This is a genomic window from Acetoanaerobium noterae (assembly GCF_900168025.1).
Taxonomy (GTDB): domain Bacteria; phylum Bacillota; class Clostridia; order Peptostreptococcales; family Filifactoraceae; genus Acetoanaerobium; species Acetoanaerobium noterae.
Map to the genome: position 1 here is coordinate 689,893 of NZ_FUYN01000001.1, position 22,655 is coordinate 712,547.

Consider the following 22,655-nt stretch of genomic DNA (forward strand, 5'->3'; position numbering starts at 1 on the left):
ACCTTCCTTCTAATTCTCATTTTGATATTTTTTGCCAAATAAATCGTCATACATGATTTGATATTCATTCATTCTAAATTTTTGTATGTCTTCATAAGTTGATTTTATATCAAAATATGTTTGCTCCGATATACTCTGGTCTTCATATTGAGCAGCCATGTACCCATAAAATTTAGGTACTTTAGCCTCAGCATAATCTAGCAGTACTCCAGAAAGAGCATTTACTCCAAGATTCATAGTCTTTGGATTTTCCTTATAGTTGCTCCAAATTATATATGGAGTTGCAAACATATCTTTTCTGCTTGTTCCAGCTTTCATGTTTGTATAGTATGGGTAAGTCCTATACATTGAGAATCCACCTGGCAAATGATCTCCGAAGTAACATAAAATCGTAGGCTTATCTCTTTTTTCTATATATTTATAAAGCTCGTATAAGTCATTATCAGATATTTTAACTCCTGTAGCATATCTAGATAGCATATCCTTATCTTCGGCGGACAAATCGCCTTCCACTTTAATCTCTTCAACTCCTCCAGGAACATAATAAGGAGCATGATTTTGGACGGTAACAGCAAAAATCATCTGATTTTTGTCTTCGTTTTCCTCAAGTGTATGCTTTATCTTGCTCATCATATCTGCATCACTAATCCAGCTTCCAAAATAAAATGGATTTTCAAATTCGTCTACAGAAATAAATCTATCAAAGCCCATATACTCATAAACCTTTTTTCTATTCCAAAACTCTGGAATATTGTTATGTATGGCTGTCGCTAAGTAATTATCTTCCTTCATATATCGGGCTAACGAGTTTATATCGTTTTTTATATGCTGCTGGTAAGGTACAGAGCCTTCTGGAAGGTGCTTTACACTATAACCAGTTAAAAATTCAAATTCAGTATTTGCAGTTTTTCCTCCTAGAACAGGAACGTATACTTCACCAGTTATCCCTTTTGCTCCTATTTCTCTAAACCTTGGCATTGGGTCACTTGAAAACTCTAGTCCTTCTATTTTCGTTACATCTGCAAAGGATTCCGACATGATAACTACTATATCAGGTGAAACCTCACCTTGCTTTTCATATGCTAGTAGCTCCTTGTCGATTTCTGCAATTTTAGTTTTACTATATCCATCAGGCTTTTTAATAATAATATTGCTGATATTTATAGTAAATCCAAGCAAAAAGCCATTGTATGAATAGTTCTGATTCTGGTCCCAAAAATAATTAGTAATAGCATTTGTTCTAAAAAAATCTGCTCTATATTTATTCTCCGAGGAGAAACCTATAAGTACACTTGAAAACATAGTTATGACTACTATAGAGCTCACTACACCCAAAAGCTTATTGCTATTGTATTTCAAGTTTACTTTTTTATCCCAGAAAAAATAAAATGCAACAACTATTAATAGTAAAATAGCAGCTAGTCCTAGAAATGCAATACTTTTTGAATCTAAAAATTCATTTTTCATCGCTGGCATTACTCTAGCCGCATCTTGAATAAGAAAAATATCCCAAGGAAGAAAAGGAACGCCTTGGTATTTAAATTTTGACATATTCACAAAGCCCATTAGAGTCGATAAAAGCAGTGCTAAAAAGCTAGAAAGCCAAACCTTCCTAACTAGAATATAAATAAATCCAGTAAGAGACACAGCTATAATTATATTCAGTGCTACTATTCTAGGCTCACTTGCCATAAAGCTCAAAATTTCTCTAAATGAAGCTCTGTTTGACAGCTCTAAAAGCACAACTAGCATAACAGAAAACAACGAACAAAGGAGCAGACCTATATAACCTGCTCCCTTTATATATTTAGGTTTCAACTAACCCTCACATCCAATCTATACAATCTGGGAAATATCCTACAATATTATACTACAAAAACGAAGATAACAAAATATTAAGTAGTAATTTATAGGCTATCAAATTGTGTAGGGGTTATAAAATCTGTGTAAAAACCATATACTCCCATATTTTTAAAATTTTTCATTTGCTCAGCATCATTTATAGTATGTGTATATATTTTTATACCATAAGAGTTAAAAAGTGTTATATCTTGAGCATTGATTCTTTCTGGTGGCATAGTAACAACCTTGATTCCCTTTGCTGTTACAAATTCAAGTGCTTGTTGATTTGTTGCTGAAGTAGCATATAAAGTATAGATAAGTGACTTAAATTTATGCTGACTCATAACTGCCTCATACATACTCTCGTTGTAAATTTGAGGTATAATTCTATCTAAAACTGATTCATCAATTTCTTTACACACTCTAACAAGCTCTTTAAACTGAGCTGCAGATTGAGCATAGTCAGTTATTTTAGTGTCTGTAATCATATAGATATCAGGATTTGCACTCATTATAGCTACTATTTCTTCTATATCTATAGTTTTATACATACCGTTAAATTTAAAATTCAAAAATTCTTCTTTGGTTGGTATTTCGTTTGAATACTGCTCTGGAATTGGTCTTCCATATTTGCTAGCTAAAAGCTCATAAAAACCATGACTAGCAACAAGCTCTCCGTGAACAGTTGGAAGAAGGTCTACTTCAAATAATCTAAAATTACTTTTATAGCTTTGTTTCATTGCATCTAGAGTATTGCTGTTTGTAACTCCATTTACTGAGCCTAAAGCGTGTGCTATAACTCTGTTTTTTGTCCATGCATAAGCCGATGGTGTTTCACTTTGCTTATTTATTACATTAAAGCTCATCCTCACATTGCTAGTAGTAAGAACCTTCCCAAAAGCAGATTCTACAGCTTCAGTGCTAATTACAGTCTTTCCCATATAATAAAGTAATCCATTTGGAAGACTTTTGCTCATTCCATTCGTAGTTACAGTTTTATTATTTCCATCAAAAACAATTGTTTTATTTTCATATGTATATTCTGTTGGACTGACCTTGGTGTATTGTAGTAGATTCATTAAATCTTCTACGCTTACATATATTTTATGTTCAATAATATATGTATCTATTTTCCCATCATCTTCAGTTTGTTCTGCTACTGGCTTACTATCATTATCTTTATCATCCTTAGTATCTGCAAAAACTTGAGCTGGAACTGATAGAGAAAGTAATAGGGTTAACATCAATGCTATATGTCTTTTCAATTTCATCTTCTCCTTTTCATCTATTGTCTATATTATGTTATCATTAAAAGCGCACTATTTCGGTTACAGTTTAAAGACAGAAAAAAGCTGCAAGAGAAAATTTCTCCTACAGCTTTAATATGTACAGCTTTTATTAAAACTTAGTTTTAATTCTTAATCGTTATCATTATTTGGCTAATGATGATTTATTGTTCAAAAATACCTAAACTAACTTGAAGCAGCTTGTCAATTTGCTCCATCAGATTTTCATCGCATCGTCCAATTTTTTCTTTAAGACGCTTTTTATCAATTGTTCTTATTTGCTCCAATAAAACTACTGAATCTTTAACAAGTCCATAGTTTCCCGCCTTAATTTCAATATGCGTAGGTAGCTTGGCTTTATTAATCTGTGACGTTATTGCTGTAATTATAATTGTCGGAGAATATTTGTTACCTATATCATTTTGTACAACGAGTACAGGTCTGGTTCCACCTTGTTCTGATCCTATTACAGGATTGAGGTCGGCATAAAAAATATCTCCTCTTCTGACTGTTATATTATTGCTCATTATTATGCACTCTTCCCTTCACCTGATACTCGAGAAGATACGTTAGGTGGCCCTAAATCAGATAATCTTGTACCTTGATAATCTTTCCATCTTCTTTATATACTCTAGGCACTCTGCGCTGTACCATACACAGTAGTTCATAGTTTATGGTCCCTAATCTTTGGGCAAAACGTTCGATATCCATACCTTCTTCATCTGAAAATATAGTAATCTGGTCTCCTACCTTGGCCTCTTCTTCCAATGACAGCATGCACTGATCCATACAAATACGTCCAACTACAGGCACCATTTTATCATTTAGCTTTACATCTGCTTGTCCAGATAGCATTCTTGTAAATCCATCAGCATAGCCTATAGGAATTGTTGCTATTATTTCATTTTCCTTAGAGCGATATTTATGACCATAGCTTATCCCTCTGCCTTCTTCCAATTTTTTTACATGAGCCACTGTACTTTTAAGTGCCATTGCTGGATATAGCTTTACCTTTGATTTATCTACATCGTCTGATGGATAATGTCCATAAAGTATTATTCCAGGTCTTACCATATCTAGATGATACTCTGGTAGCATCATAGTTGCAGCGCTGTTGCAAACGTGTTTTATTGGAATTTTAAGTCCTTTAGTCTCTAACTCATTTACAACGAAGCTGTAATTCTTATACTGTTCATGAGTATAGCTTAAATCTTTGTCATCTGCTAGTGCAAAATGAGTGAAAATGCCAACTATTTCTAAATTTTCTAAGGTTGATATTTTAAGTATTTCATCTACAGCTTCATTATTACATTGAAGCCCTAGTCTAGACATACCGCTGTCTAGCTTAATATGTATTTTTGCATTTAGATTATTCTCTTTGGCTATTTGAGATAATAAAGTAGCTTTTTCATAGCTGTAAATTGTGATATCTACATTGTTTTGCATCATATCCTTAAATCTATCCTCTGGAACATAGCCTAGACACATTATAGGCTTAGTGATGCTATTTTGCCTTAGCTCTAAAGCTTCTTCACAAACTGCAACAGCAAAATAATCTGCTCCTTCTTTCTCTAAAACCTTTGCATACTGCACAGCTCCATGTCCATAAGCGTTCGCTTTGATTACTGCACAAAATTTCGTCTCTGGTTTAAGCAATTTTCTTATATTATTATAATTTGCTTTCACATGGTCTAGATTGATTTCTGCCCATGTAGGTCTAAATGTATGGCTCATAATGCAATCCCCCTTCTGATATCATACAATTTATATCTACCATAAAAAATATGATTTAAACTATAAATTTAATCTAACCTCATTATACCTTGAAGCTAGAATTTTTCCAATATTTCAAATTCTTTATATCCTAATCAATAATAGCAACTGCATGAGCATAATGCTTGCTATGAGATATACTTATATTTATATTAAACCCACCAAGTTCATCTAATGCGACTTTGGCTTTGTTGTGAAGCAATACATAAGGCTTTCCTCCTGAAGCTCTTAGTATTTCTATATCTGTAAACGCAAAGCTTACAAATCCAGTTCCTAGAGCTTTAGAAACAGCTTCTTTCGCACAGAACATTCCTGCTAGGGTTTCAATTTTCTCGCCTTTTGCCTGATAATAATCAAGCTCGCTTTTTGTATATATCTTAGTTAAGAATCTAGAATTTTTTTCAATAGCTGACTTTATTCTATCTATTTCCAAGATATCATTTCCAATACCCTTTATCATTCTTCACCTACTTGCTTAAAAATTCCTCATCGAGCTTTTCAGTATCCTTCGCTCCTACCATAGCATGTAAAAACCCATAAATAGAATTGACACGCTTTTCCAGTTTATCTCTTTTTTCTCTATCTACCTTTAGTTTTTGTCTTAGTACTTCTATCTCTTCCAAAACCTTTTTCAGCTCTGCTTCGTCTTTTTTCATATATTCATAAGCATAATCTATAGTTTCTTTCAAAAGCTCTAGATTTTTTTCTTCCTTTTCCATTATTATATCTTGAATTTCATCTTCTCTATTTTTGATTTCTTCTCTTATTTCTTCCATTCTTAGACGTTGCTCTTCAAGCCTTTTTTCCATGCCAAGATTGTTCTGAGAATTAAGTTCATTAGAAATATAAAGCACATTTGCTGTAATTCTAGATTTTTCTTTATGAAAAGTATTTACTTCTAGTATATGTTTCTTCTCTACTTCAATAAGAGCCTTTATTTCATTGCTTATTTCTTTCATTTTGCTGCTTTGCCCATATTTAATCATAGATTGATAAGGGGCATAGTTAAGTAAAAGAGGCACTCTTTTTTTTGATAATATATCTTGAAAAATATCTTGAGTTTTCATATATTTTTATCTCCTATAGCTCAAAGGTTATTAATAACTATTCTAAACTACATTATAACACAATAAGAAAAGACTAGGCAAAGCCTAGTCTTTTTGAGCTGTTCTAATTCTATTAAGAGCCTTTTTAAGTCTAACCTCAGCCATATCCATTTCTCTTTCAGATAGCTTTCTGTTAATTATGCTTTCAGCCAATTCCTTAGCTTTCTTAGCTCTTTCAACATCTATCTCAATGGGCCATTCAGCCGCTTCTGTTAGAATAGTAGTCTTTTCTTTGTCTACTTGGATAAAGCCTCCAGCTATTGTAGCTTCTTTGAAAACTCCATCTTTTTTTATTTTTATAATCCCAATATCAAGTGATGCTACATAATCAATATGACCTTTTAGGATACCAACATCACCCTCGGTCGTTCTAACTACTAGCATATCTACATCTTCGTTATAAAAAAGTTTATCAGGTGTTACTATCTGAAGGTTAAAAGTAGCCATAGTCTACTCTCCCTTCTTCGCTTTTTCCACAACTTCATCTATTGATCCAACAAAAAGGAAGGCTGATTCTGGTAAGTCATCATGCTTACCTTCTATTATTTCTCTAAACCCTCTTATTGTTTCTTTAAGCGGTACGTACTTTCCTTCCATACCTGTAAACTGCTCTGCAACAGAAAACGGCTGAGAAAGGAATCTTTGAATCTTTCTAGCTCTTGACACTATTAGTTTATCTTCATCAGATAATTCATCCATACCAAGAATCGCAATGATATCTTGAAGCTCTTTATATCTTTGAAGTATAGACTGAACAGATCTAGCAACATCATAATGCTCTTTTCCAACTATATCAGCTGAAAGTATTCTAGATGTAGAATCTAGAGGATCAACCGCTGGATAAATACCAAGTGATGCAATGTTTCTTGAAAGAACTGTAGTTGCATCCAGATGGGCAAATGTAGTTGCTGGCGCTGGGTCAGTAAGGTCATCCGCAGGAACGTATACAGCCTGTACAGAAGTGATTGAGCCTTTTTTAGTAGAGGTAATTCTCTCCTGAAGAGCTCCCATCTCTGTAGCTAGTGTTGGCTGATATCCAACCGCAGAAGGCATACGTCCAAGAAGTGCTGAAACCTCTGAACCCGCTTGAGTAAATCTGAATATATTGTCAATAAATAGAAGAACGTCCTGACCCTCTTGATCTCTGAAGTATTCTGCCATAGTAAGTCCAGATAGACCAACACGCATACGTGCTCCAGGAGGCTCATTCATCTGACCATATACTAGAACTGTTTTGTCAATAACGCCTGACTCCTTCATTTCCTCGTAAAGGTCATTTCCTTCTCTTGTTCTCTCACCAACACCAGTAAATACCGAAATACCACCGTGCTCTTTTGCTATGTTATTGATAAGCTCCATTATAAGTACAGTTTTACCAACTCCTGCACCACCAAACAGTCCTATCTTTCCACCCTTTGCATATGGTGCAATAAGGTCAACTACTTTGATACCTGTCTCAAGTATTTCTGTAGAGGTCTCTTGGTCTTCATATGAAGGAGCCTCTCTATGAATAGGAAGACGATTACCTGTGCCTACATATTCCATATTATCAACAGGGTCTCCAAGAAGGTTGAAGATTCTTCCTAAAGTATCTCTTCCAACTGGTACTGTTATAGATTCTCCTGTGTCTACAGCTTTTATCCCTCTCACCAATCCATCAGTAGAGCTCATAGCGATACATCTTACAGTATCATTTCCTACGTGCTGTGCAACTTCAACGATGATTTTTCTTCCTTCATGCTGAATTTCAATAGCATTTAGAAGATTGGGAAGCTCTTCAGAAGGAAATTTAATATCTAACACTGGTCCAATTATTTGAACCACTGTGCCTATTTTTTTCTCTGGCATTATGCTACCTCCTATCTTCTTACTTCAGTGCTTCTGCTCCTGCAACAATTTCTGATATTTCTTGTGTTATAGTTGCTTGTCTAGCTCTATTATACTTAAGCTGAAGCGACCCTATCATTTCCTCTGCATTGTCAGTAGCTGATTCCATTGCTGTTCTTCTTGCTCCCTGCTCAGATGCAAATGATTCCACGATTGCTCCAAAGATAATTCCATCTATATACTTAGGTACTAAATAATCAAATACACCTTCTGGCGATGGCTCATATACAGTTAAACTAGATTTAGCTGCAGCTCCTTCATCATCAAACTTAAGAGGCAGTAATTTAATTATCTGCGGTTCTTGAGTAAGTGTAGATACGAACTTAGTAAATACTATATACAGCTCATCTATTTCACCTGATTTATAAAGCGCAATAGCTTCTTCTGAAATTTGATGAATTTCAGCTACCTCAATAGATTCAGCTCCAGAAGAAAACTTGCCATGAAGTGGATATCCTCTTTTATTGAAGAAGTCCAATGATTTTTTTCCCACTGCTATAACTGGATACTTTTGGTTATCCATGTGACTTACAGCCATTTTTAGAACATTTGAGTTATATCCTCCTGCTAGTCCTCTATCTCCAGCAACAACGATATAGCCTTTTTTGCCTGTATCTCTCTCCACTGTAAACTGAGATTTTAGTCCCTTTGTACTGCGAGATATTTTTCTCATAGTATCATAAAGTGTATTGAAATAAGGTCTGGAATTTTCAACCTTTTCTTTGGCTTTTCTAAGCTTTGAAGATGCCACAAGCTCCATTGCTTTAGTGATTTGCATCGTACTCTCAACGCTTTTGATACGCCTTTTAATGTCCTTCATTCCAACTCCTGCCATGCTCCATTCACCTCCTCATTTAGAGGCTACTTACTGTTTTTGAACTTAGTCTTGAATTCTTCAATAGCAGCCTTTAGTTTTTCTTCTGTATCTTTTGAGATATCTTTTGATGTAGCTATATCCTTTCCAATTTCAGGATATGCTTCTTTCATGTACTTAAAGAATTCAGTTTCAAATGAATTGATATCTTCAACTGAAATGTCCTTTAAGTAGTTATTGTTAACCGCATATATAATCATAATTTGGTTTTCAACATCTATTGGAGAAGATTCTGGTTGCTTTAGAACCTCAACGATTCTCTCTCCTTTTTCTAGACGGTCTCTAGTGTCCTTGTCTAGGTCTGATCCAAACTGAGCAAATGATTGAAGCTCTCTGTACTGTGCATAAGCAAGCTTTACAGTACCAGCAACTTTTTTCATAGCTTTAATTTGAGCGTTACCTCCAACCCTTGAAACTGAAATACCAGGGTTTACTGCAGGTCTTACTCCTGAGAAGAATAGCTCTGACTCTAGGAATATCTGTCCGTCAGTTATAGAAATAACGTTTGTAGGAATGTATGCAGAAACGTCTCCTGCTTGAGTTTCTATTATAGGAAGCGCAGTAAGTGAACCTGCTCCTTTTTCATCGCTTAGCTTTGCAGCTCTTTCAAGCAATCTTGAATGCAAATAAAATACGTCTCCAGGATAAGCCTCACGTCCCGGTGGTCTTCTAAGTAGAAGTGACATCGCACGATAAGCAACAGCATGCTTAGATAAATCATCGTATACGCAAAGAACGTGCTTGCCTTCATGCATAAAATGCTCACCCATAGAGCAGCCTGCATATGGAGCTATATATTGAAGCGGTGCTAGCTCAGATGCTGTAGCAGAAACAACTATAGTGTAATCCATAGCTCCTGCTTTTTCTAAAGTATCAACGATTTGAGCAACAGTTGAACGCTTTTGTCCTATAGCAACATAAATACATATAACATCCTTGCCTTTTTGGTTGATTATAGTATCGATAGCAATTGTAGTTTTACCTGTTTGTCTATCACCTATAATAAGCTCTCTTTGGCCTCTTCCTATAGGAATCATTGAGTCAATTGACTTTATTCCTGTTTGTAGAGGCTCATGAACTGATTTTCTTTCGATGATTCCTGGTGCTTGAGTTTCAATCGGTCTAAATGTATCAGTATTTATTGGTCCTTTACCATCAATAGGTTGTCCTAGTGCATTAAGTACTCTTCCAAGTAACTGGTTTCCAACTGGAACCTCCACAATACGTCCTGTTCTTTTAACAGTATCCCCTTCCTTGATGTTTTCATCTGAACCAAGCATTACGGCTCCGACAAAATCTTCTTCAAGGTTAAGGGCCATGGCATAGACATCTCCTTCAAACTGAAGCAGCTCACCTGCCATACATTTTTCTAGTCCGTGGATTCTAGCTATTCCATCACCAACCTGAATAACTGTTCCAACATCCTGAAGATCTATTTTATTTTCATATCTTTTAATTTGCTCTTTTATAATGCTGCTTATTTCTTCTGGTCTAAGTTCCATGGTCTCACCACCCTTCTATGCAATTATTGCTGAAATATCTTGTTTTAGTCCTTCTAGACGGCTTTTTACACTTCCATCTATCTGTTCATTACCAATTTTTATTAGAATTCCACCTATAAGGCTAGAATCTACTAAGTGATTTAAAACGATTTCGCTGCCAGTAATAGCTTGTAATTTTTCTATAAGTGCGGCTTTTAAATCTTCACTCAGAGGTGATGCAGTTATTGCTGTTACCTCTTTTATGTTTCTAGCAGCATTTAGTAAATTTTTAAATTCATCAGCTATTTGAGGGAAAGCAGCTACTCTACTTTTATCTACTAGAATTTTCAGGAAATTAAAAGTAGAAGTAGATAACTGATTGGCAAATACTTTTTCTATCAAAGATTTCTTTTCTTCTTTAGATATCATAGGTGCTTTTAGTACCTTCATAAAATCTGAATTGTCAGTAAGCACTTTATCTATGAACTTAAGCTCTTCTAGAAAAGCATCTTCTTTTTGAAGCTCTTTAGCTACTTCATACAAAGCTCCGGCATATCTTTGCTGTACTAGTTCTGCCATGATGTATCACCTACATTATCAATAAAATCCTTAATAAGGCGGTCATGATCAGAAGAATTAATATCCTTTTGAATAACCTTACTTGCAATCATCATAGCAATCTCAGAAATATCATCCTTGATTTCATTCATTGCCTTTTGCTTTTCTCTTTCAATCTCGCTATTAGCTTTAGTAGTAATTCTTTCAGCTTCTTTTTTAGCTTCAGCTACTATTTCCTCAAAGCGATCTTCTCCTCTTTTTGAAGCTTCCTTAACAATTTCAGCTGCTTCAGATTTTGCCATAGCTATTTTATCAGCATACTGCTTTTCAAGTAGTTCTGCCTTAGCTTTAGCTTCGTCTGCTTCTATAAAAGCCTTTGCAACTTCATTCTGTCTATTTTCCATAACGGTCTTAACAGGTTTGAAAAGGAGTTTTTTAAGAACTAGAAACAAGATAATGGTGTTAGCCCATGTAATTAATACTTCAAATAATCCAAGGCTTATAAAGTTTTGAAACATTTTCCTCCTCCTTCCTTATTTCTGCTTATCCAAGCTAATAACAACTATAATAAGTTGATTAGTGGGTTAGCAAATAATAGAAGAAGTGCAATAACTAGACCATAGATACCTGTTGACTCAGCAACCGCTGCTCCAAGTAGCATAGTTCTAACTATATCAGATTGTGCTTCTGGCTGTCTTCCAACTGCCTCTGCACCTTTACCAGCTGCATATCCCTGACCAATACCAGGTCCTATACCTGCGATCATTGCAAGTCCTGCTCCAATTGCTGATGCTGCTAATATTATTGCTTTTTCCATATTAATGTGCCTCCTTTTAATTGTACATTTGTACATCATAAATAAATTTCATAAAATAAGAATTCGTCTTATTTTTAACAAAAGTGTTTAGTCCATGGCCATAGCCACAAAAACCATAGTTAGCATACTAAAGATAAATGCTTGAAGTACGCTTGTGAAAAGGTCAAAATAAATAGATAGTACTGCTGGTATTCCAATTTGAAAAAGTGGAATAGCATCGATAAATGGTAAGAATCCAAGAACTAGACTACTAAGCCATGCAAGAAAATTGTATAACAGCATAGTAATAACCATACCGCCGGCAATGTTTCCAAAATGACGGAAACTAAGAGAAATAGGGTTTGCTATTTCAGAAATAATATTAAGCGGTAAAAGCAGTGGAAGTGGATCTAAAAAGCCTTTCAGATATCCTGATATCCCTTTTTTCCTAATTCCATTTGCTTGTACTAAGAAAAATGTTATAAGTGCCCATCCCAAGGTTGTGTTTAAGTCTGCTGTAGGTGGTCTTAGACCTACTAAACTACTAAGACTAGAAAAAAGTGAAAAGGCAAACAAGGTTCCAATATATGGCGCAAATCCAAGTTTATCTTTCCCCATAGTTTGTTCCACTAAGGCATATACTGCCCCTACATATCCTTCAGCTATGAGCTGAGGCTTGCTAGGAATTTTTTCTAGCTTCCTAGTTCCAAGATATGCTAAGAGAATGATAGTACCCATGACGAGCCAACTTGATACCATGGTTTGGTTGATTGGAAGTCCTCCAAATATAGGTATTTCAAAAAATATTTTAGGACCGTTCACTTAATCCCCTCCTTTCTTTAGTTTTAACTTGCATAAATGATTTGTCAGTAATATTCTGACATTTGTCCATCAAACCTTACGATTTATGGCTGAGCTTACAATGATAATTTTTGGAAAAAACATCGGCACTATCACACCAAATGCATTTATATAGTCAACCTTGATTGCTGCTAATATTATAGCAGCAGTCAAGGCAAGCCTACCTACATAACTTACACCAGCAAAAACCTGAGCTCTACCTGGTGACATTTGAACTGCTCTGTTTAGACTGACAGCAATAAGTCTAAAGTTAAGTAACGCATAAACAGAACCAATTAGTATCCCTTGAAGCATGGGAATGTCAAATTTTCCTAAAATATATATAATAGCAATGAATATTACATCCAGAACTACAATGCCTTTAAAAATCTTTATGGTTTCTCGTAACGTTGCATCCACGACTTACTAGTCTCCATCCTTATCATTCGACTTAAGGTCACTTTGTTTTTTATTCTTGCTAGAAAACTTTGTTATTTTAAACAAGTTTGCAAAAGCACTAAATACGCCTAGAATTATGAATAAAAAAAGCACCCATACTCCTAGATTAAATTTTTTCATTAAAAAATTTGCTACCCAAACACACCCTATAATAGGAACTACCATTGAGAATCCAATCTGACTTAGTAAAGCCAAGTTGCTCAAGGATTTGTAGAAAGTCTTTTTCTCACTAGGCATTGTGTCCCTCCTTTTAGGATACATATGTAATTATACTATCATAATCTGAAATTTGAAACCGATATAAATTTAACTATCCATAAAATTTTATTTGAATTCATCTACTTCTTTATTACTAATACCAAATTTAAATAAAATATGGTCAGCAATCCTACTGGATGCTTTTCCATCTCCATATGGATTAACAGCATTTGCAATAGATTCATAGTATGATGCATCTTGAACGAGTCTCATTCCCACTCTATAAATTTTGTCTGGGTCAACTCCTACAACTTTTACAGTTCCTGCTTCAACAGCTTCTGGTCTTTCAGTCTCTGTCCTTAGTACCATAACAGGCTTCCCAAGGGCAGGACCTTCCTCTTGAATGCCGCCTGAATCAGTCATTATCATATATACCTTGCTCATCAAGTTTGCAAATGGCTCATAATCTAGTGGTTCAATTAAACTAATTCTATCGTTATTTCCCATAAACTCGTGTGCGCTATCTCTTACTATAGGATTCATATGCATAGGGAATATCAAATGAACATCAGGGTTATCTAAAACAAGTTCGTTACACGCTTTAAATATATTGTTCATTGGCTCGCCCCAGTTTTCTCTTCTATGGCAAGTAAGTAAAATTACTTTTTTCTCATTAAAATCTATTGTATTAAGCATTTCATTTTCGAATTTGTAGTTATCATTTACTACACTTAAAAGCGCATCGATAACTGTGTTTCCAGTTACTAATATGTCTCTTCTGGATACATTTTCTTTAACTAAATTCTCTCTGTTTGCTATAGTTGGGGCAAAATGATAGCTTGCTAGCCTTCCGGTAAGCCTTCTGTTCATCTCTTCAGGATAAGGTGAATAAATGTTATCACTTCTAAGCCCTGCTTCTACATGTCCCACTGGTATTTTTTCATAAAATGCAGCTAGGCTAGCGGCAAAGGTAGTAGTCGTATCTCCATGCACAAGTACTATTTCAGGCTTATAGCTTTTAAATACTTCCTGACAGCCATACATTACCCTACTTGTTATATCTGTAATAGTCTGACCATGCTGCATTATATTAAGGTCAAAATCTGGAGTGATATCAAAAATATCCAAGACGCTGTCTAGCATTTGTCTATGCTGAGCAGTCACTAATACCTTGCACTCGATTTCTTCTCTTTTTTGAAGTTCTTTAACTAGTGGTGCCATTTTAATAGCTTCTGGTCTTGTCCCAAATACTGTCAATACTTTTACTTTCATTTAACTTCCTCCTGTGTGTGAGTAAGTATTTTAAGTCTAAATACACCGTAAATTATAAGCAACAAATCTAAGGTCAGCACTACCATTGCTGATTTCATACTAGCTTCAGCTATAAAAATAGCACTTGCTCCTAAAATACAGCTCATTAAATATAAAGCTATAACTGTTTGCTTTTGAGATAACCCTCTGCTAAGCAGTCTATGGTGGAGATGTCCTTTATCAGCTTCCATAATTGGTCTTCCTGCATTTGCTCTTCTTATTATAGCAAAGGTAGTATCAAATATAGGTATTCCAAGTGCCAATATAGGTACTACAACTGCCAAGGTAGCAGCAGACTTAATTGCAGCTTCTATTGAAATAACAGATAAGGCAAAGCCTAGAAATAGCGAGCCTGTATCCCCCATGAATATTTTTGCAGGATTGAAGTTAAATGGTAAAAAGCCTATTGCTCCTCCCGCAAGTGCAACAAGAAGAATAGTAGATGTTATGTCGTTTGACATATATGCAATCAAAGAAAGAGTTATGGCTGATATAGCTGAGATTCCAGCTGCAAGTCCATCTAGTCCATCTATTAAATTAACTGTATTTGTAATTCCAACTATCCAAAACACAGTAAGTGGTAGAGCTAAAATTCCTAAATAAAGCATTCCTGTTTCTTTATCAAAGGGATTTGTCAGAAATTCTATTCGAACTCCAAAGACAAAAACAATAAGTGCACAGGTTATTTGAATTAAAAGCTTAGTCTTCGCTCCTAATCCTCTTGTATCATCTAGTATTCCCATGATAATCATAATTACTGAGGCTAATAGAAAACCCATCATTTCTCTGCTAATTGGAATGAGTAGCGTTGATACTATGAAAAATCCCCCGAAGATTGCAATCCCACCAAGTCTTGGTATGGGCTTGCTATGAACTCTTCTGTCATCCTTTGGTACATCTATAGCTCCTATCCTATGCGCTAGCTTAATCACATAGGGCGTTAAAACATATGAAAACAACATTGCTCCTAAAAAAGCAATAATGATTTTCGGCACAAAAGCACCTCCTAATATCCTAAAACACCGGAAAGAGAATCATCTTCATCAATCCAGGTCTGTACCGGGATGACTCTATAGGTTTCTAAAGTCTCCCTTATTATAACTTCTTTTATTCCTGCATTAATTATAACACGTTTGCACATACTACACGAATCTGCATTTTCTACAAGCTCTCCTGTAGCCATATCTTTTCCAACAAGATATAAGGTTGCCCCTATCATATCTCTTCTTTCTGCTGATATTATAGCATTCATTTCAGAATGAACAGATCTGCAAGTTTCATACATCTGCCCTCTTGGAATATTCATAGCTTCTCTATAACAGTATCCAAGGTCTATACAATTTTTTCTGCCTCTTGGCGCTCCCGTATATCCTGTAGAAATTATTTCATCATTTTTTACTATAATGCTTCCATAATTTCTTCTTCTGCAAGTTCCTCTATTTAAAACTGTCTGAGCTATATCTAAATAATAATTAATTTTATCGCGTCTATCCAAATATCAACAACTCCAATCGGTTATTATTAAGCATAGATATCTGTTGTTATTATTATAACAGAAAAAACAATACAAAATACAGACTTGCAAAAAAATAATTAAATATAATTTACATTATGATTAAATATATTTAGTGTTACTTAGTTCCAAAAATTCTATCTCCTGCATCACCAAGTCCAGGCACTATGTATCCATGGTCGTTTAATTTTTCGTCTAGTGCAGCTAAATAAACATCTACATCAGGATGAGCTTCTTGAACCATCTTTACCCCCTCAGGGCATCCAACTAGGCATACTAGTCTTATATTTTTAGCCCCTCTATCTTTAAGCAGCTGTATAGCAGCTTCAGCTGAACCTCCAGTAGCAAGCATAGGGTCAACAACTAAAAATTCTCTTTCTTCAACATCTTGTGGTAGCTTGCAAAAATACTCAACTGGCTTTAAAGTCTCTGGATCTCTATATAGACCTATATGTCCAACCTTTGCTGCTGGAATAAGCTCTAGAATTCCATCTACCATACCAAGGCCTGCACGAAGTATAGGAACTACTGCAAGCTTTTTTCCTGCAAGTACTTTAGCTCTTGTTTTAGTAACTGGTGTTTCTATTTCAATTTCCTCTAAAGGTAGGTCTCTAGTAATTTCATATACCATTAGCATACCTATTTCTTTAACTAGAGCTCTAAACTCTCTTGAACCTGTGTTCTTATCTCTTAATATACTCAGCTTATGCTGAATCATTGGATGGTCTACTACTACTAATTTTGACATGTGAATCCTCCCTCAATATCCATAATTTTATCTACTCTTCTTTGATGACGGTCGCCTTCAAACTCTGTATTCAAAAATGCATCCACTATCTCAAGTGCAAGTCCAGCTCCTAAAACTCTTTCACCAAGAGCTATCATCTGGCAGTTGTTATGTGCTCTACTCATCTTTGCTGAAAAAGTATCTGATACATTGGCACATCTTATGCCTTTGACTTTATTGGCAGCAAGGCTTATACCTATACCAGTTCCACAGCACACTATACCCTTTTCTACTTCTCTATCAATAACAGCCTGAGCTACCTTTTTCCCATAGTCAGGATAATCCACAGAATCAGATGAGTTTGTGCCATAATCCACAACTTCATATCCATTTTTCTCTAGATGCTCTTTTATAAGCTGCTTTAACTTATAGCCACCATGATCAGCGCCTAATCCAATTTTCATTTTTATAAGCCTCCTATTTTTTTCTTATTTAGCTCGATAATTTTATCTGCTATTTTTTCAATGCTATCCAGTATTTCATCTCTCACATCTACATAGTCATAGTAAGAGCCTCCATATGGATCTCTCACATCTACTTCTCCATAACCTGCAAATTCCTTTAGCATCAATATCTGAGTGTCAGTCGTATTTACAATCAGAAAATCCTTATGAGATTTTCCCATTGTAATTAGTATATCTGCTTTGATATTTTCAGGATTAACCCTCTGACTTCTATGAGAGCTGATATCTATTTTTAGTTCCTTCATGACCTCAATAGAATTATAAGATGCGCTGTCTCCATTCATAGCCATAATTCCAAGAGAATATATCCTATACTCAGAAAGATTTTCTCCTCTTTTTTCAAGGACATCTTTTAATATAGCTTCAGCCATAGGACTTCTGCAGGTATTGCCTGTACATACAAAGGCTACTTTCAGCATAGCTTCCTCCTACAAAATCATATTTCCAGCCGCTTTTATAAGTCTATTCATTACAGCCTCACTTATCTCATCTGAATTTAACTCTTCAAAGTAAACAACTTCTATATTTTGCTCATCCATTAATCTAAGTATCTTGAATAAATTTCTAGCTGCCTCTTGGCTGTTTTTCCCCCAAGAAATGCCGTAACCATCATATAAGCTCACCCTATCTTCAAGGCAAACCACTTTTACTTTGTCACTTTTATTTTTATCAAGGCTCAGCTTTTGGTTTATCTTTTGCTTCATTTCATCCAAGCTTCCTGTAACCACAATTACTGTAGCGTTAGGGCTGTAATGCTTGTATTTCATGCCCGGAGATTTAGGGGCCGCATTTTCATCCTTTAAAGATGGGTCTAGCTCTATTTCCTTATTGAGAATTTTTTCTATCTCAGTTTTTCCGATTTTTCCAGGTCTTAGTATTACTGGAGTACTAGCTGTCATATCTATTACTGTTGATTCCAATCCAATTTCACTGTCCTCTGAAATAATTATAGCATCCACTCTTTCACAAAGCTCTTCTACTAAATATTTTGAAGAGGTTATAGATGGTCTTCCAGAAATATTGGCAGATGGAGCAGCAATAGGTACACCTGCTAAATCAATTAGCTTTCTCGCTATTGGATTTGATGGCATTCTAATTGCAACAGTCATTAACCCTCCTGTTGTCTCAATTGGAACATTATCTGATTTATCTAATATTAGCGTAAGTGGTCCTGGCCAAAAAGCTTCCATTAGAAGCTTTGCATCTTGGCTGATATTTCCCGCAAGAAAATCCACATCTTCTTTTTTAGAAATGTGTACTATCAGTGGATTATCAGATGGTCTACCTTTTGCTTCATAGATTTTCTTTGCCGCTTCAGGGTCCAGTGCATTAGCTCCCAGTCCATATACTGTTTCAGTAGGAAATACTACCGTTTTTCCAGCTTTAAGCAGATTTGCTACTTTATGTAACTTCTCATCTAAAAATTCTTTGTCTTTATCTGTATCTATTAGCAAGCATCTCTTTGCTTTCATTATATCTCGCCTCACACTCAGTGGTGGATCTAGTAACAGTTTATAGCAAAAAAGGTCAGTGACTGACCTTCTTATGGCTACAAATTTTTAATATCCCTATTATTACTCTGCCATTTGCATTTTTTCAGTTTGGTCAGTAGTTATAAGAGCGTCCACCATTTCATCTAAATCTCCATTTAAGAAAGCATCTAGCTTGTATAATGTTACTCCTATTCTATGGTCTGTTATTCTACCTTGAGGATAGTTGTATGTACGTATCCTCTCAGAACGGTCTCCTGTACCAACCTGGCTTTTTCTTTCCCTAGCTACTTCTTTTTGAGCTTTTTCTAGCTCTATATCGTACAACTTAGCTCTTAGTATTTTAAAAGCTTTTTCTTTATTTTTTAGCTGTGATTTTTCATCCTGCATAGATATAACAATCCCTGTAGGAACGTGAGTAAGTCTTACTGCTGAATCTGTAGTATTAACTGACTGTCCACCGTTTCCAGATGACCTAAATACATCAACCCTTACGTCGTTTAGGTTAAGCTCCACCTCTCCTACCTCTTCAACCTCAGGAAGTACCGCAACAGTTGCTGTAGACGTGTGAATTCTTCCAGCTGACTCAGTTTCTGGAACTCTTTGAACACGGTGCACGCCTGACTCAAATTTTAATCTTGAGTATGCTCCCTTACCGTTAATCATAAACACAACTTCTTTATATCCGCCTACTCCTGTATCATTCGAAGACATAAGCTCAACCTTCCATCTTCTAGAAGATGCGTACATAGAGTACATTCTAAATAGTACCCCTGCAAATAAAGCTGCTTCATCTCCACCAGCGCCTGCACGAATTTCAACTATAACGTTTTTATCGTCGTTAGGATCCTTCGGCAGAAGAAGAATTCTAAGATCTTCTGAAACAGCCTCAAGCGATTCCTCTAGCTCTGATAATTCCATCTTAGCTAGTTCTCTCATTTCTTCATCGTTTGAGCTTTCAAGAATTTCTTTTGCTCCCTCAAACTGAGACTTAACGGTTTTATACTCTCTGTATTTCATAACAACTGGTTCTATTTCTGCATGCTCTTTCATAAGCTTTTGCCATAAACTTTGGTTATTTATAACCTCAGGATCAGAAATCTTCTGGTTAAGCTCCTTATACTTTTCCTCAACAAACTCTATTTTATCAAACATCTTTACCACCCTTTATTTTTCTTCATATACAAACACTTTATTTTATCAGATAATCATACCAATTACAACCCTGTCAAATCCTGCCAAATCCTTTGCAATAGTTACATTTGGATAGCCATTTTCCACAAATATTTTTTTGACTGCTTCTGCTTGATTATAGCCTATTTCAAAAGCAATAAAGCCATAAGGGCTAATATAAGATTTGGACTGCTCTATTATAGCTCTATAAAAATCAAGTCCATCTTCTCCACCATCTAAAGCTAGCTTTGGCTCATGCTGCTTTATGTCCTCCTGCAAGCTATCTATTACTTTAGTTTCTATATAAGGAGGATTTGATATTATAAAATCAAATTGATTTTCTTTATTAATTTTTTCAAATAAATTTGAATTCAAAATGCAAAGCCTATCACTTACTTCATGCTTTAATGCATTAGCTTTTGTCAATTCTATGGCTTTATCATTTATATCTACTCCTATCATAGTTAAGGTTTCTATTTCTTTGAGTAATGTAATTGATATAATTCCACTACCTACTCCTATCTCGAATCCTTTTAGGTTAGATTTATGCTTGTGGTCTTTAAGTTTCTTAAGTGTCTCTTCAATCAAAATTTCGGTATCTTGCCTAGGGATGAGCACCCCTTCACTTACCTTGAAGTCCATACCCCAAAACTCTCTTTCTCCTAATATATACTGAAGAGGATAGGAGTTTTTTCTTTTATCAATCATAGTCTTTATAATTTCTACCTTAGATTCGTCTATATCTTCTTCTAGATTGAGCATGATATAAAGTCTATCCTTTTCAATTACCTTTGCTATCATCATTTGGGTTTCAAGCGATGGGCTTTCAGTATTTTTAATCATGGCTACACCATAATTAATTATATCTTTTATCTTCATAATTTATTTCTCCATTTGATTTATGTGGGACTTGGACTTACTACCTCTGTTTTATCAAGCGTAGCCTGTAATGCTGCTATAGCAACCTCAATTTGCTTTTCATCTGGTTCTCTAGTTGTTATTTTTTGCATTAATAGTCCAGGAAGAATCAATATTCTTGTAAATGGATTCTGATATTTTCCAGCAATTTTTATTATCTCATAGGCTATTCCTGCAACTACTGGGAAAAATATCAATTTTAGAATGGATCTTGTAAGTACGTTTTCAAATGTGAAAAATGAAAAAACAAAGGTAGATACCATAAGCACTACAAAAATAAAATTTGTTCCGCATCTAGGATGAAGTCTTGGCATTTTCTTTACATTATCTACAGTAAGCTCCAATCCTTTTTCATAAGCAAATATAGATTTATGCTCTGCTCCATGGTACTGAAACACTCTTTTAATGTCATTCATAAGAGATATGATATATATATAGGCTACAAAAAAGCTTATTTTAATTAAGCCTTCTTTTAAGCTTGAAAACATTGTCGCATCTTCATTAGAACCTTTTACCAAAAAAGCTGGCAAAACAATAAATAGGCCTATTGCTATTGCAAATGCAAATATCACTGAAATCATAGTTGCAGCTTTTTCTGCTTTATCCTTGAATAGCTTAACCATGATTTTTTCGAATAGGTCAACTTCATCAGAATCATCCTCTGCGTAAAATGATGCCGCGTAGTTTATATCCTTTGTTCCTTCTACCATCGACTCTACAAGCACAAACATCCCTCTTAAAAATGGTATTTTTTTAAGCTTGGAATATTTTGAGGGCTTGATGTCCTCTGAAGTTACAAGTATAGAATCGTCTTGCTTTCTAATAGCTATAGATTTTGCCTTTTCACTTTTCATCATAACCCCTTCTATCAGGGCTTGGCCACCTACGTTTTGTTTGCTCATTCAGTTACTCCTTAATATATTACTCATACTTAATTATTATACCCATTTTAAGCTAAAAGATTTATTTTTTAATTCTGTGGCATTTTCTGCATCTAGCTTCATAAGACTCAGTCGCTCCTACTAAGATTATAGGGTCATCGTATCTTGCAGGCTCTTTGTTTATCAGCCTTTGGGTTCTAGTAGCTGGAGCTCCGCATTTTACACAAACAGCTTGAAGCTTGTCTACAAATTCCGCTCTGGCTAAAAGCTCTGGCACTGGTCCAAAAGGCTCTGCTTTAAAATCCAAATCTAATCCAGCAGCTATAACTCTTATCCCTTTATCTGCTAATTCTAAAGCAACAGCTACAATTCCCTCGTCAAAAAACTGTACTTCATCTATCCCAACAACTTGGGTTTCGTCAGTGATATACTTATGAATTTCCTCTGTGTGATTAATTGCTATTGCTCGTATGCTTATTCCACTATGAGATACTACGTCTTCTTTACTATATCTATTGTCTATGCATGGTTTAAAAACAATAACCTCTTGCTTTGCAATCTTAGCTCTTTTTAAGCGTCTTATGAGCTCTTCACTTTTGCCGCTGTACATAGGACCAACTACAGCTTCAATATATCCATGACCACTAGGTCTATACATAATTCATTCACCGCCTGATATTTTTGTTTATCTTTCTTACTATTATATTACTAAGAAAATAATTATTGCAGTATTGACTTTTTATATTATAAAAGGACCGAAATTCTTCGGTCCTTTATAATTGCTATCTGTTGAATTTTTTGTTAAATCTTTCGATTCTTCCGCCCTTTTCAACACTCTTAGCTTGACCAGTGTAGAAAGGATGGCACTGTGAGCAGATTTCAACACGAATTTCTTCGTTAGTTGAACCAGCCATAAATGTATTTCCACATGCACAGTGAACCTGTACCTCTTTATATTCTGGATGAATATTTGCTTTCATGAAACTCACCTCACTCCTACTAATGCGCATAATGCATC

General features: G+C 35.1%; 28 protein-coding genes. All 28 read right to left on the bottom strand.

Annotation, left to right across the window (positions count from 1 at the left end; translation table 11 throughout):
- Positions 1-9: 9 nt before the first annotated feature.
- A complete protein-coding gene (locus B5X47_RS03450) occupies positions 10-1,818 on the bottom strand; it encodes an LTA synthase family protein (RefSeq protein ID WP_079588805.1) in 1,809 nt (602 codons plus the stop codon).
- An 89-nt stretch (positions 1,819-1,907) separates the two neighbouring features.
- Entirely contained in the window at positions 1,908-3,107 is a 1,200-nt protein-coding gene (locus tag B5X47_RS03455; RefSeq protein WP_159446387.1) for a glycerophosphodiester phosphodiesterase family protein, read from the bottom strand.
- 185 nt (positions 3,108-3,292) lie between these two features.
- Positions 3,293-3,655, bottom strand: coding sequence for a type II toxin-antitoxin system PemK/MazF family toxin (locus B5X47_RS03460; protein ID WP_013362323.1), 363 nt, complete (start codon positions 3,653-3,655; stop codon positions 3,293-3,295).
- A gap of 52 nt (positions 3,656-3,707) precedes the next feature.
- Positions 3,708-4,862 carry an alanine racemase gene (gene alr, locus B5X47_RS03465; RefSeq protein WP_079588807.1) on the bottom strand — a complete coding sequence of 385 codons (1,155 nt, stop codon included), beginning with the start codon at positions 4,860-4,862 and terminating at the stop codon, positions 3,708-3,710.
- Positions 4,863-4,992: 130 nt separating this feature from the next.
- A complete protein-coding gene (gene acpS, locus B5X47_RS03470) occupies positions 4,993-5,361 on the bottom strand; it encodes a holo-ACP synthase (protein WP_079588808.1) in 369 nt (122 codons plus the stop codon).
- A gap of 7 nt (positions 5,362-5,368) precedes the next feature.
- Complete coding sequence (locus B5X47_RS03475) at positions 5,369-5,968, bottom strand: coiled-coil domain-containing protein (RefSeq protein WP_079588809.1); 600 nt, start codon at positions 5,966-5,968, stop codon at positions 5,369-5,371.
- Positions 5,969-6,052: 84 nt separating this feature from the next.
- Positions 6,053-6,454 (bottom strand): ATP synthase F1 subunit epsilon, encoded by a 402-nt coding sequence (atpC, locus tag B5X47_RS03480; protein ID WP_079588810.1) that lies wholly within the window; start codon positions 6,452-6,454, stop codon positions 6,053-6,055.
- A 3-nt stretch (positions 6,455-6,457) separates the two neighbouring features.
- Positions 6,458-7,855, bottom strand: coding sequence for a F0F1 ATP synthase subunit beta (gene atpD / locus B5X47_RS03485; RefSeq protein ID WP_079588811.1), 1,398 nt, complete (start codon positions 7,853-7,855; stop codon positions 6,458-6,460).
- 19 nt (positions 7,856-7,874) lie between these two features.
- Positions 7,875-8,729: an ATP synthase F1 subunit gamma gene (gene atpG / locus B5X47_RS03490; RefSeq protein WP_079588812.1), complete on the bottom strand. Its 855-nt coding sequence runs from the start codon at positions 8,727-8,729 to the stop codon at positions 7,875-7,877.
- Positions 8,730-8,755: 26 nt separating this feature from the next.
- A complete protein-coding gene (gene atpA, locus B5X47_RS03495) occupies positions 8,756-10,270 on the bottom strand; it encodes a F0F1 ATP synthase subunit alpha (RefSeq protein ID WP_079588813.1) in 1,515 nt (504 codons plus the stop codon).
- Between the two features lie 15 nt (positions 10,271-10,285).
- On the bottom strand, positions 10,286-10,828 hold the full coding sequence (locus B5X47_RS03500) for a F0F1 ATP synthase subunit delta (RefSeq protein WP_079588814.1): 543 nt from the start codon (positions 10,826-10,828) through the stop codon (positions 10,286-10,288).
- Positions 10,816-11,325 (bottom strand): F0F1 ATP synthase subunit B, encoded by a 510-nt coding sequence (locus tag B5X47_RS03505; RefSeq protein WP_079588815.1) that lies wholly within the window; start codon positions 11,323-11,325, stop codon positions 10,816-10,818. The genes B5X47_RS03500 and B5X47_RS03505 overlap by 13 nt, the downstream gene beginning before the upstream one ends.
- A 44-nt stretch (positions 11,326-11,369) precedes the next feature.
- A complete protein-coding gene (gene atpE / locus B5X47_RS03510) occupies positions 11,370-11,624 on the bottom strand; it encodes an ATP synthase F0 subunit C (protein WP_079588816.1) in 255 nt (84 codons plus the stop codon).
- An 87-nt stretch (positions 11,625-11,711) separates the two neighbouring features.
- A complete protein-coding gene (atpB, locus tag B5X47_RS03515) occupies positions 11,712-12,425 on the bottom strand; it encodes a F0F1 ATP synthase subunit A (protein ID WP_079588817.1) in 714 nt (237 codons plus the stop codon).
- Between the two features lie 69 nt (positions 12,426-12,494).
- On the bottom strand, positions 12,495-12,863 hold the full coding sequence (locus B5X47_RS03520) for an ATP synthase subunit I (protein ID WP_079588818.1): 369 nt from the start codon (positions 12,861-12,863) through the stop codon (positions 12,495-12,497).
- Positions 12,864-12,869: 6 nt separating this feature from the next.
- Positions 12,870-13,139, bottom strand: coding sequence for an AtpZ/AtpI family protein (locus B5X47_RS03525; RefSeq protein ID WP_079588819.1), 270 nt, complete (start codon positions 13,137-13,139; stop codon positions 12,870-12,872).
- An 87-nt stretch (positions 13,140-13,226) separates the two neighbouring features.
- Positions 13,227-14,372, bottom strand: coding sequence for a non-hydrolyzing UDP-N-acetylglucosamine 2-epimerase (gene wecB, locus B5X47_RS03530; protein ID WP_079588820.1), 1,146 nt, complete (start codon positions 14,370-14,372; stop codon positions 13,227-13,229).
- Positions 14,369-15,406: a glycosyltransferase family 4 protein gene (locus tag B5X47_RS03535; RefSeq protein WP_079588821.1), complete on the bottom strand. Its 1,038-nt coding sequence runs from the start codon at positions 15,404-15,406 to the stop codon at positions 14,369-14,371. Before B5X47_RS03535 ends, wecB begins: the two co-directional genes overlap by 4 nt.
- 11 nt (positions 15,407-15,417) lie before the next feature.
- The gene (locus B5X47_RS03540) at positions 15,418-15,906 is read right to left on the bottom strand and encodes a deoxycytidylate deaminase (RefSeq protein WP_013362339.1); all 489 of its coding nucleotides are present in this window, start codon (positions 15,904-15,906) and stop codon (positions 15,418-15,420) included.
- A 136-nt stretch (positions 15,907-16,042) separates the two neighbouring features.
- Positions 16,043-16,672 (bottom strand): uracil phosphoribosyltransferase, encoded by a 630-nt coding sequence (gene upp, locus B5X47_RS03545; protein ID WP_013362340.1) that lies wholly within the window; start codon positions 16,670-16,672, stop codon positions 16,043-16,045.
- Positions 16,660-17,115: a ribose 5-phosphate isomerase B gene (gene rpiB, locus B5X47_RS03550; RefSeq protein ID WP_079588822.1), complete on the bottom strand. Its 456-nt coding sequence runs from the start codon at positions 17,113-17,115 to the stop codon at positions 16,660-16,662. The genes upp and rpiB overlap by 13 nt, the downstream gene beginning before the upstream one ends.
- Positions 17,116-17,117: 2 nt before the next feature.
- Positions 17,118-17,594 carry a low molecular weight protein arginine phosphatase gene (locus B5X47_RS03555; protein WP_079588823.1) on the bottom strand — a complete coding sequence of 159 codons (477 nt, stop codon included), beginning with the start codon at positions 17,592-17,594 and terminating at the stop codon, positions 17,118-17,120.
- Between the two features lie 9 nt (positions 17,595-17,603).
- The gene (locus tag B5X47_RS03560) at positions 17,604-18,647 is read right to left on the bottom strand and encodes an L-threonylcarbamoyladenylate synthase (protein WP_079588824.1); all 1,044 of its coding nucleotides are present in this window, start codon (positions 18,645-18,647) and stop codon (positions 17,604-17,606) included.
- Between the two features lie 102 nt (positions 18,648-18,749).
- Complete coding sequence (prfA, locus tag B5X47_RS03565; RefSeq protein WP_079588825.1) at positions 18,750-19,820, bottom strand: peptide chain release factor 1; 1,071 nt, start codon at positions 19,818-19,820, stop codon at positions 18,750-18,752.
- 45 nt (positions 19,821-19,865) lie between these two features.
- The gene (gene prmC, locus B5X47_RS03570) at positions 19,866-20,717 is read right to left on the bottom strand and encodes a peptide chain release factor N(5)-glutamine methyltransferase (RefSeq protein WP_079588826.1); all 852 of its coding nucleotides are present in this window, start codon (positions 20,715-20,717) and stop codon (positions 19,866-19,868) included.
- A gap of 20 nt (positions 20,718-20,737) precedes the next feature.
- Positions 20,738-21,658 (bottom strand): DUF1385 domain-containing protein, encoded by a 921-nt coding sequence (locus tag B5X47_RS03575; RefSeq protein ID WP_079588827.1) that lies wholly within the window; start codon positions 21,656-21,658, stop codon positions 20,738-20,740.
- 61 nt (positions 21,659-21,719) lie between these two features.
- Positions 21,720-22,295, bottom strand: coding sequence for a thymidine kinase (locus B5X47_RS03580; protein ID WP_079588828.1), 576 nt, complete (start codon positions 22,293-22,295; stop codon positions 21,720-21,722).
- Positions 22,296-22,419: 124 nt separating this feature from the next.
- Positions 22,420-22,617 (bottom strand): 50S ribosomal protein L31, encoded by a 198-nt coding sequence (gene rpmE, locus B5X47_RS03585; protein ID WP_079588829.1) that lies wholly within the window; start codon positions 22,615-22,617, stop codon positions 22,420-22,422.
- Positions 22,618-22,655: the final 38 nt, after the last annotated feature.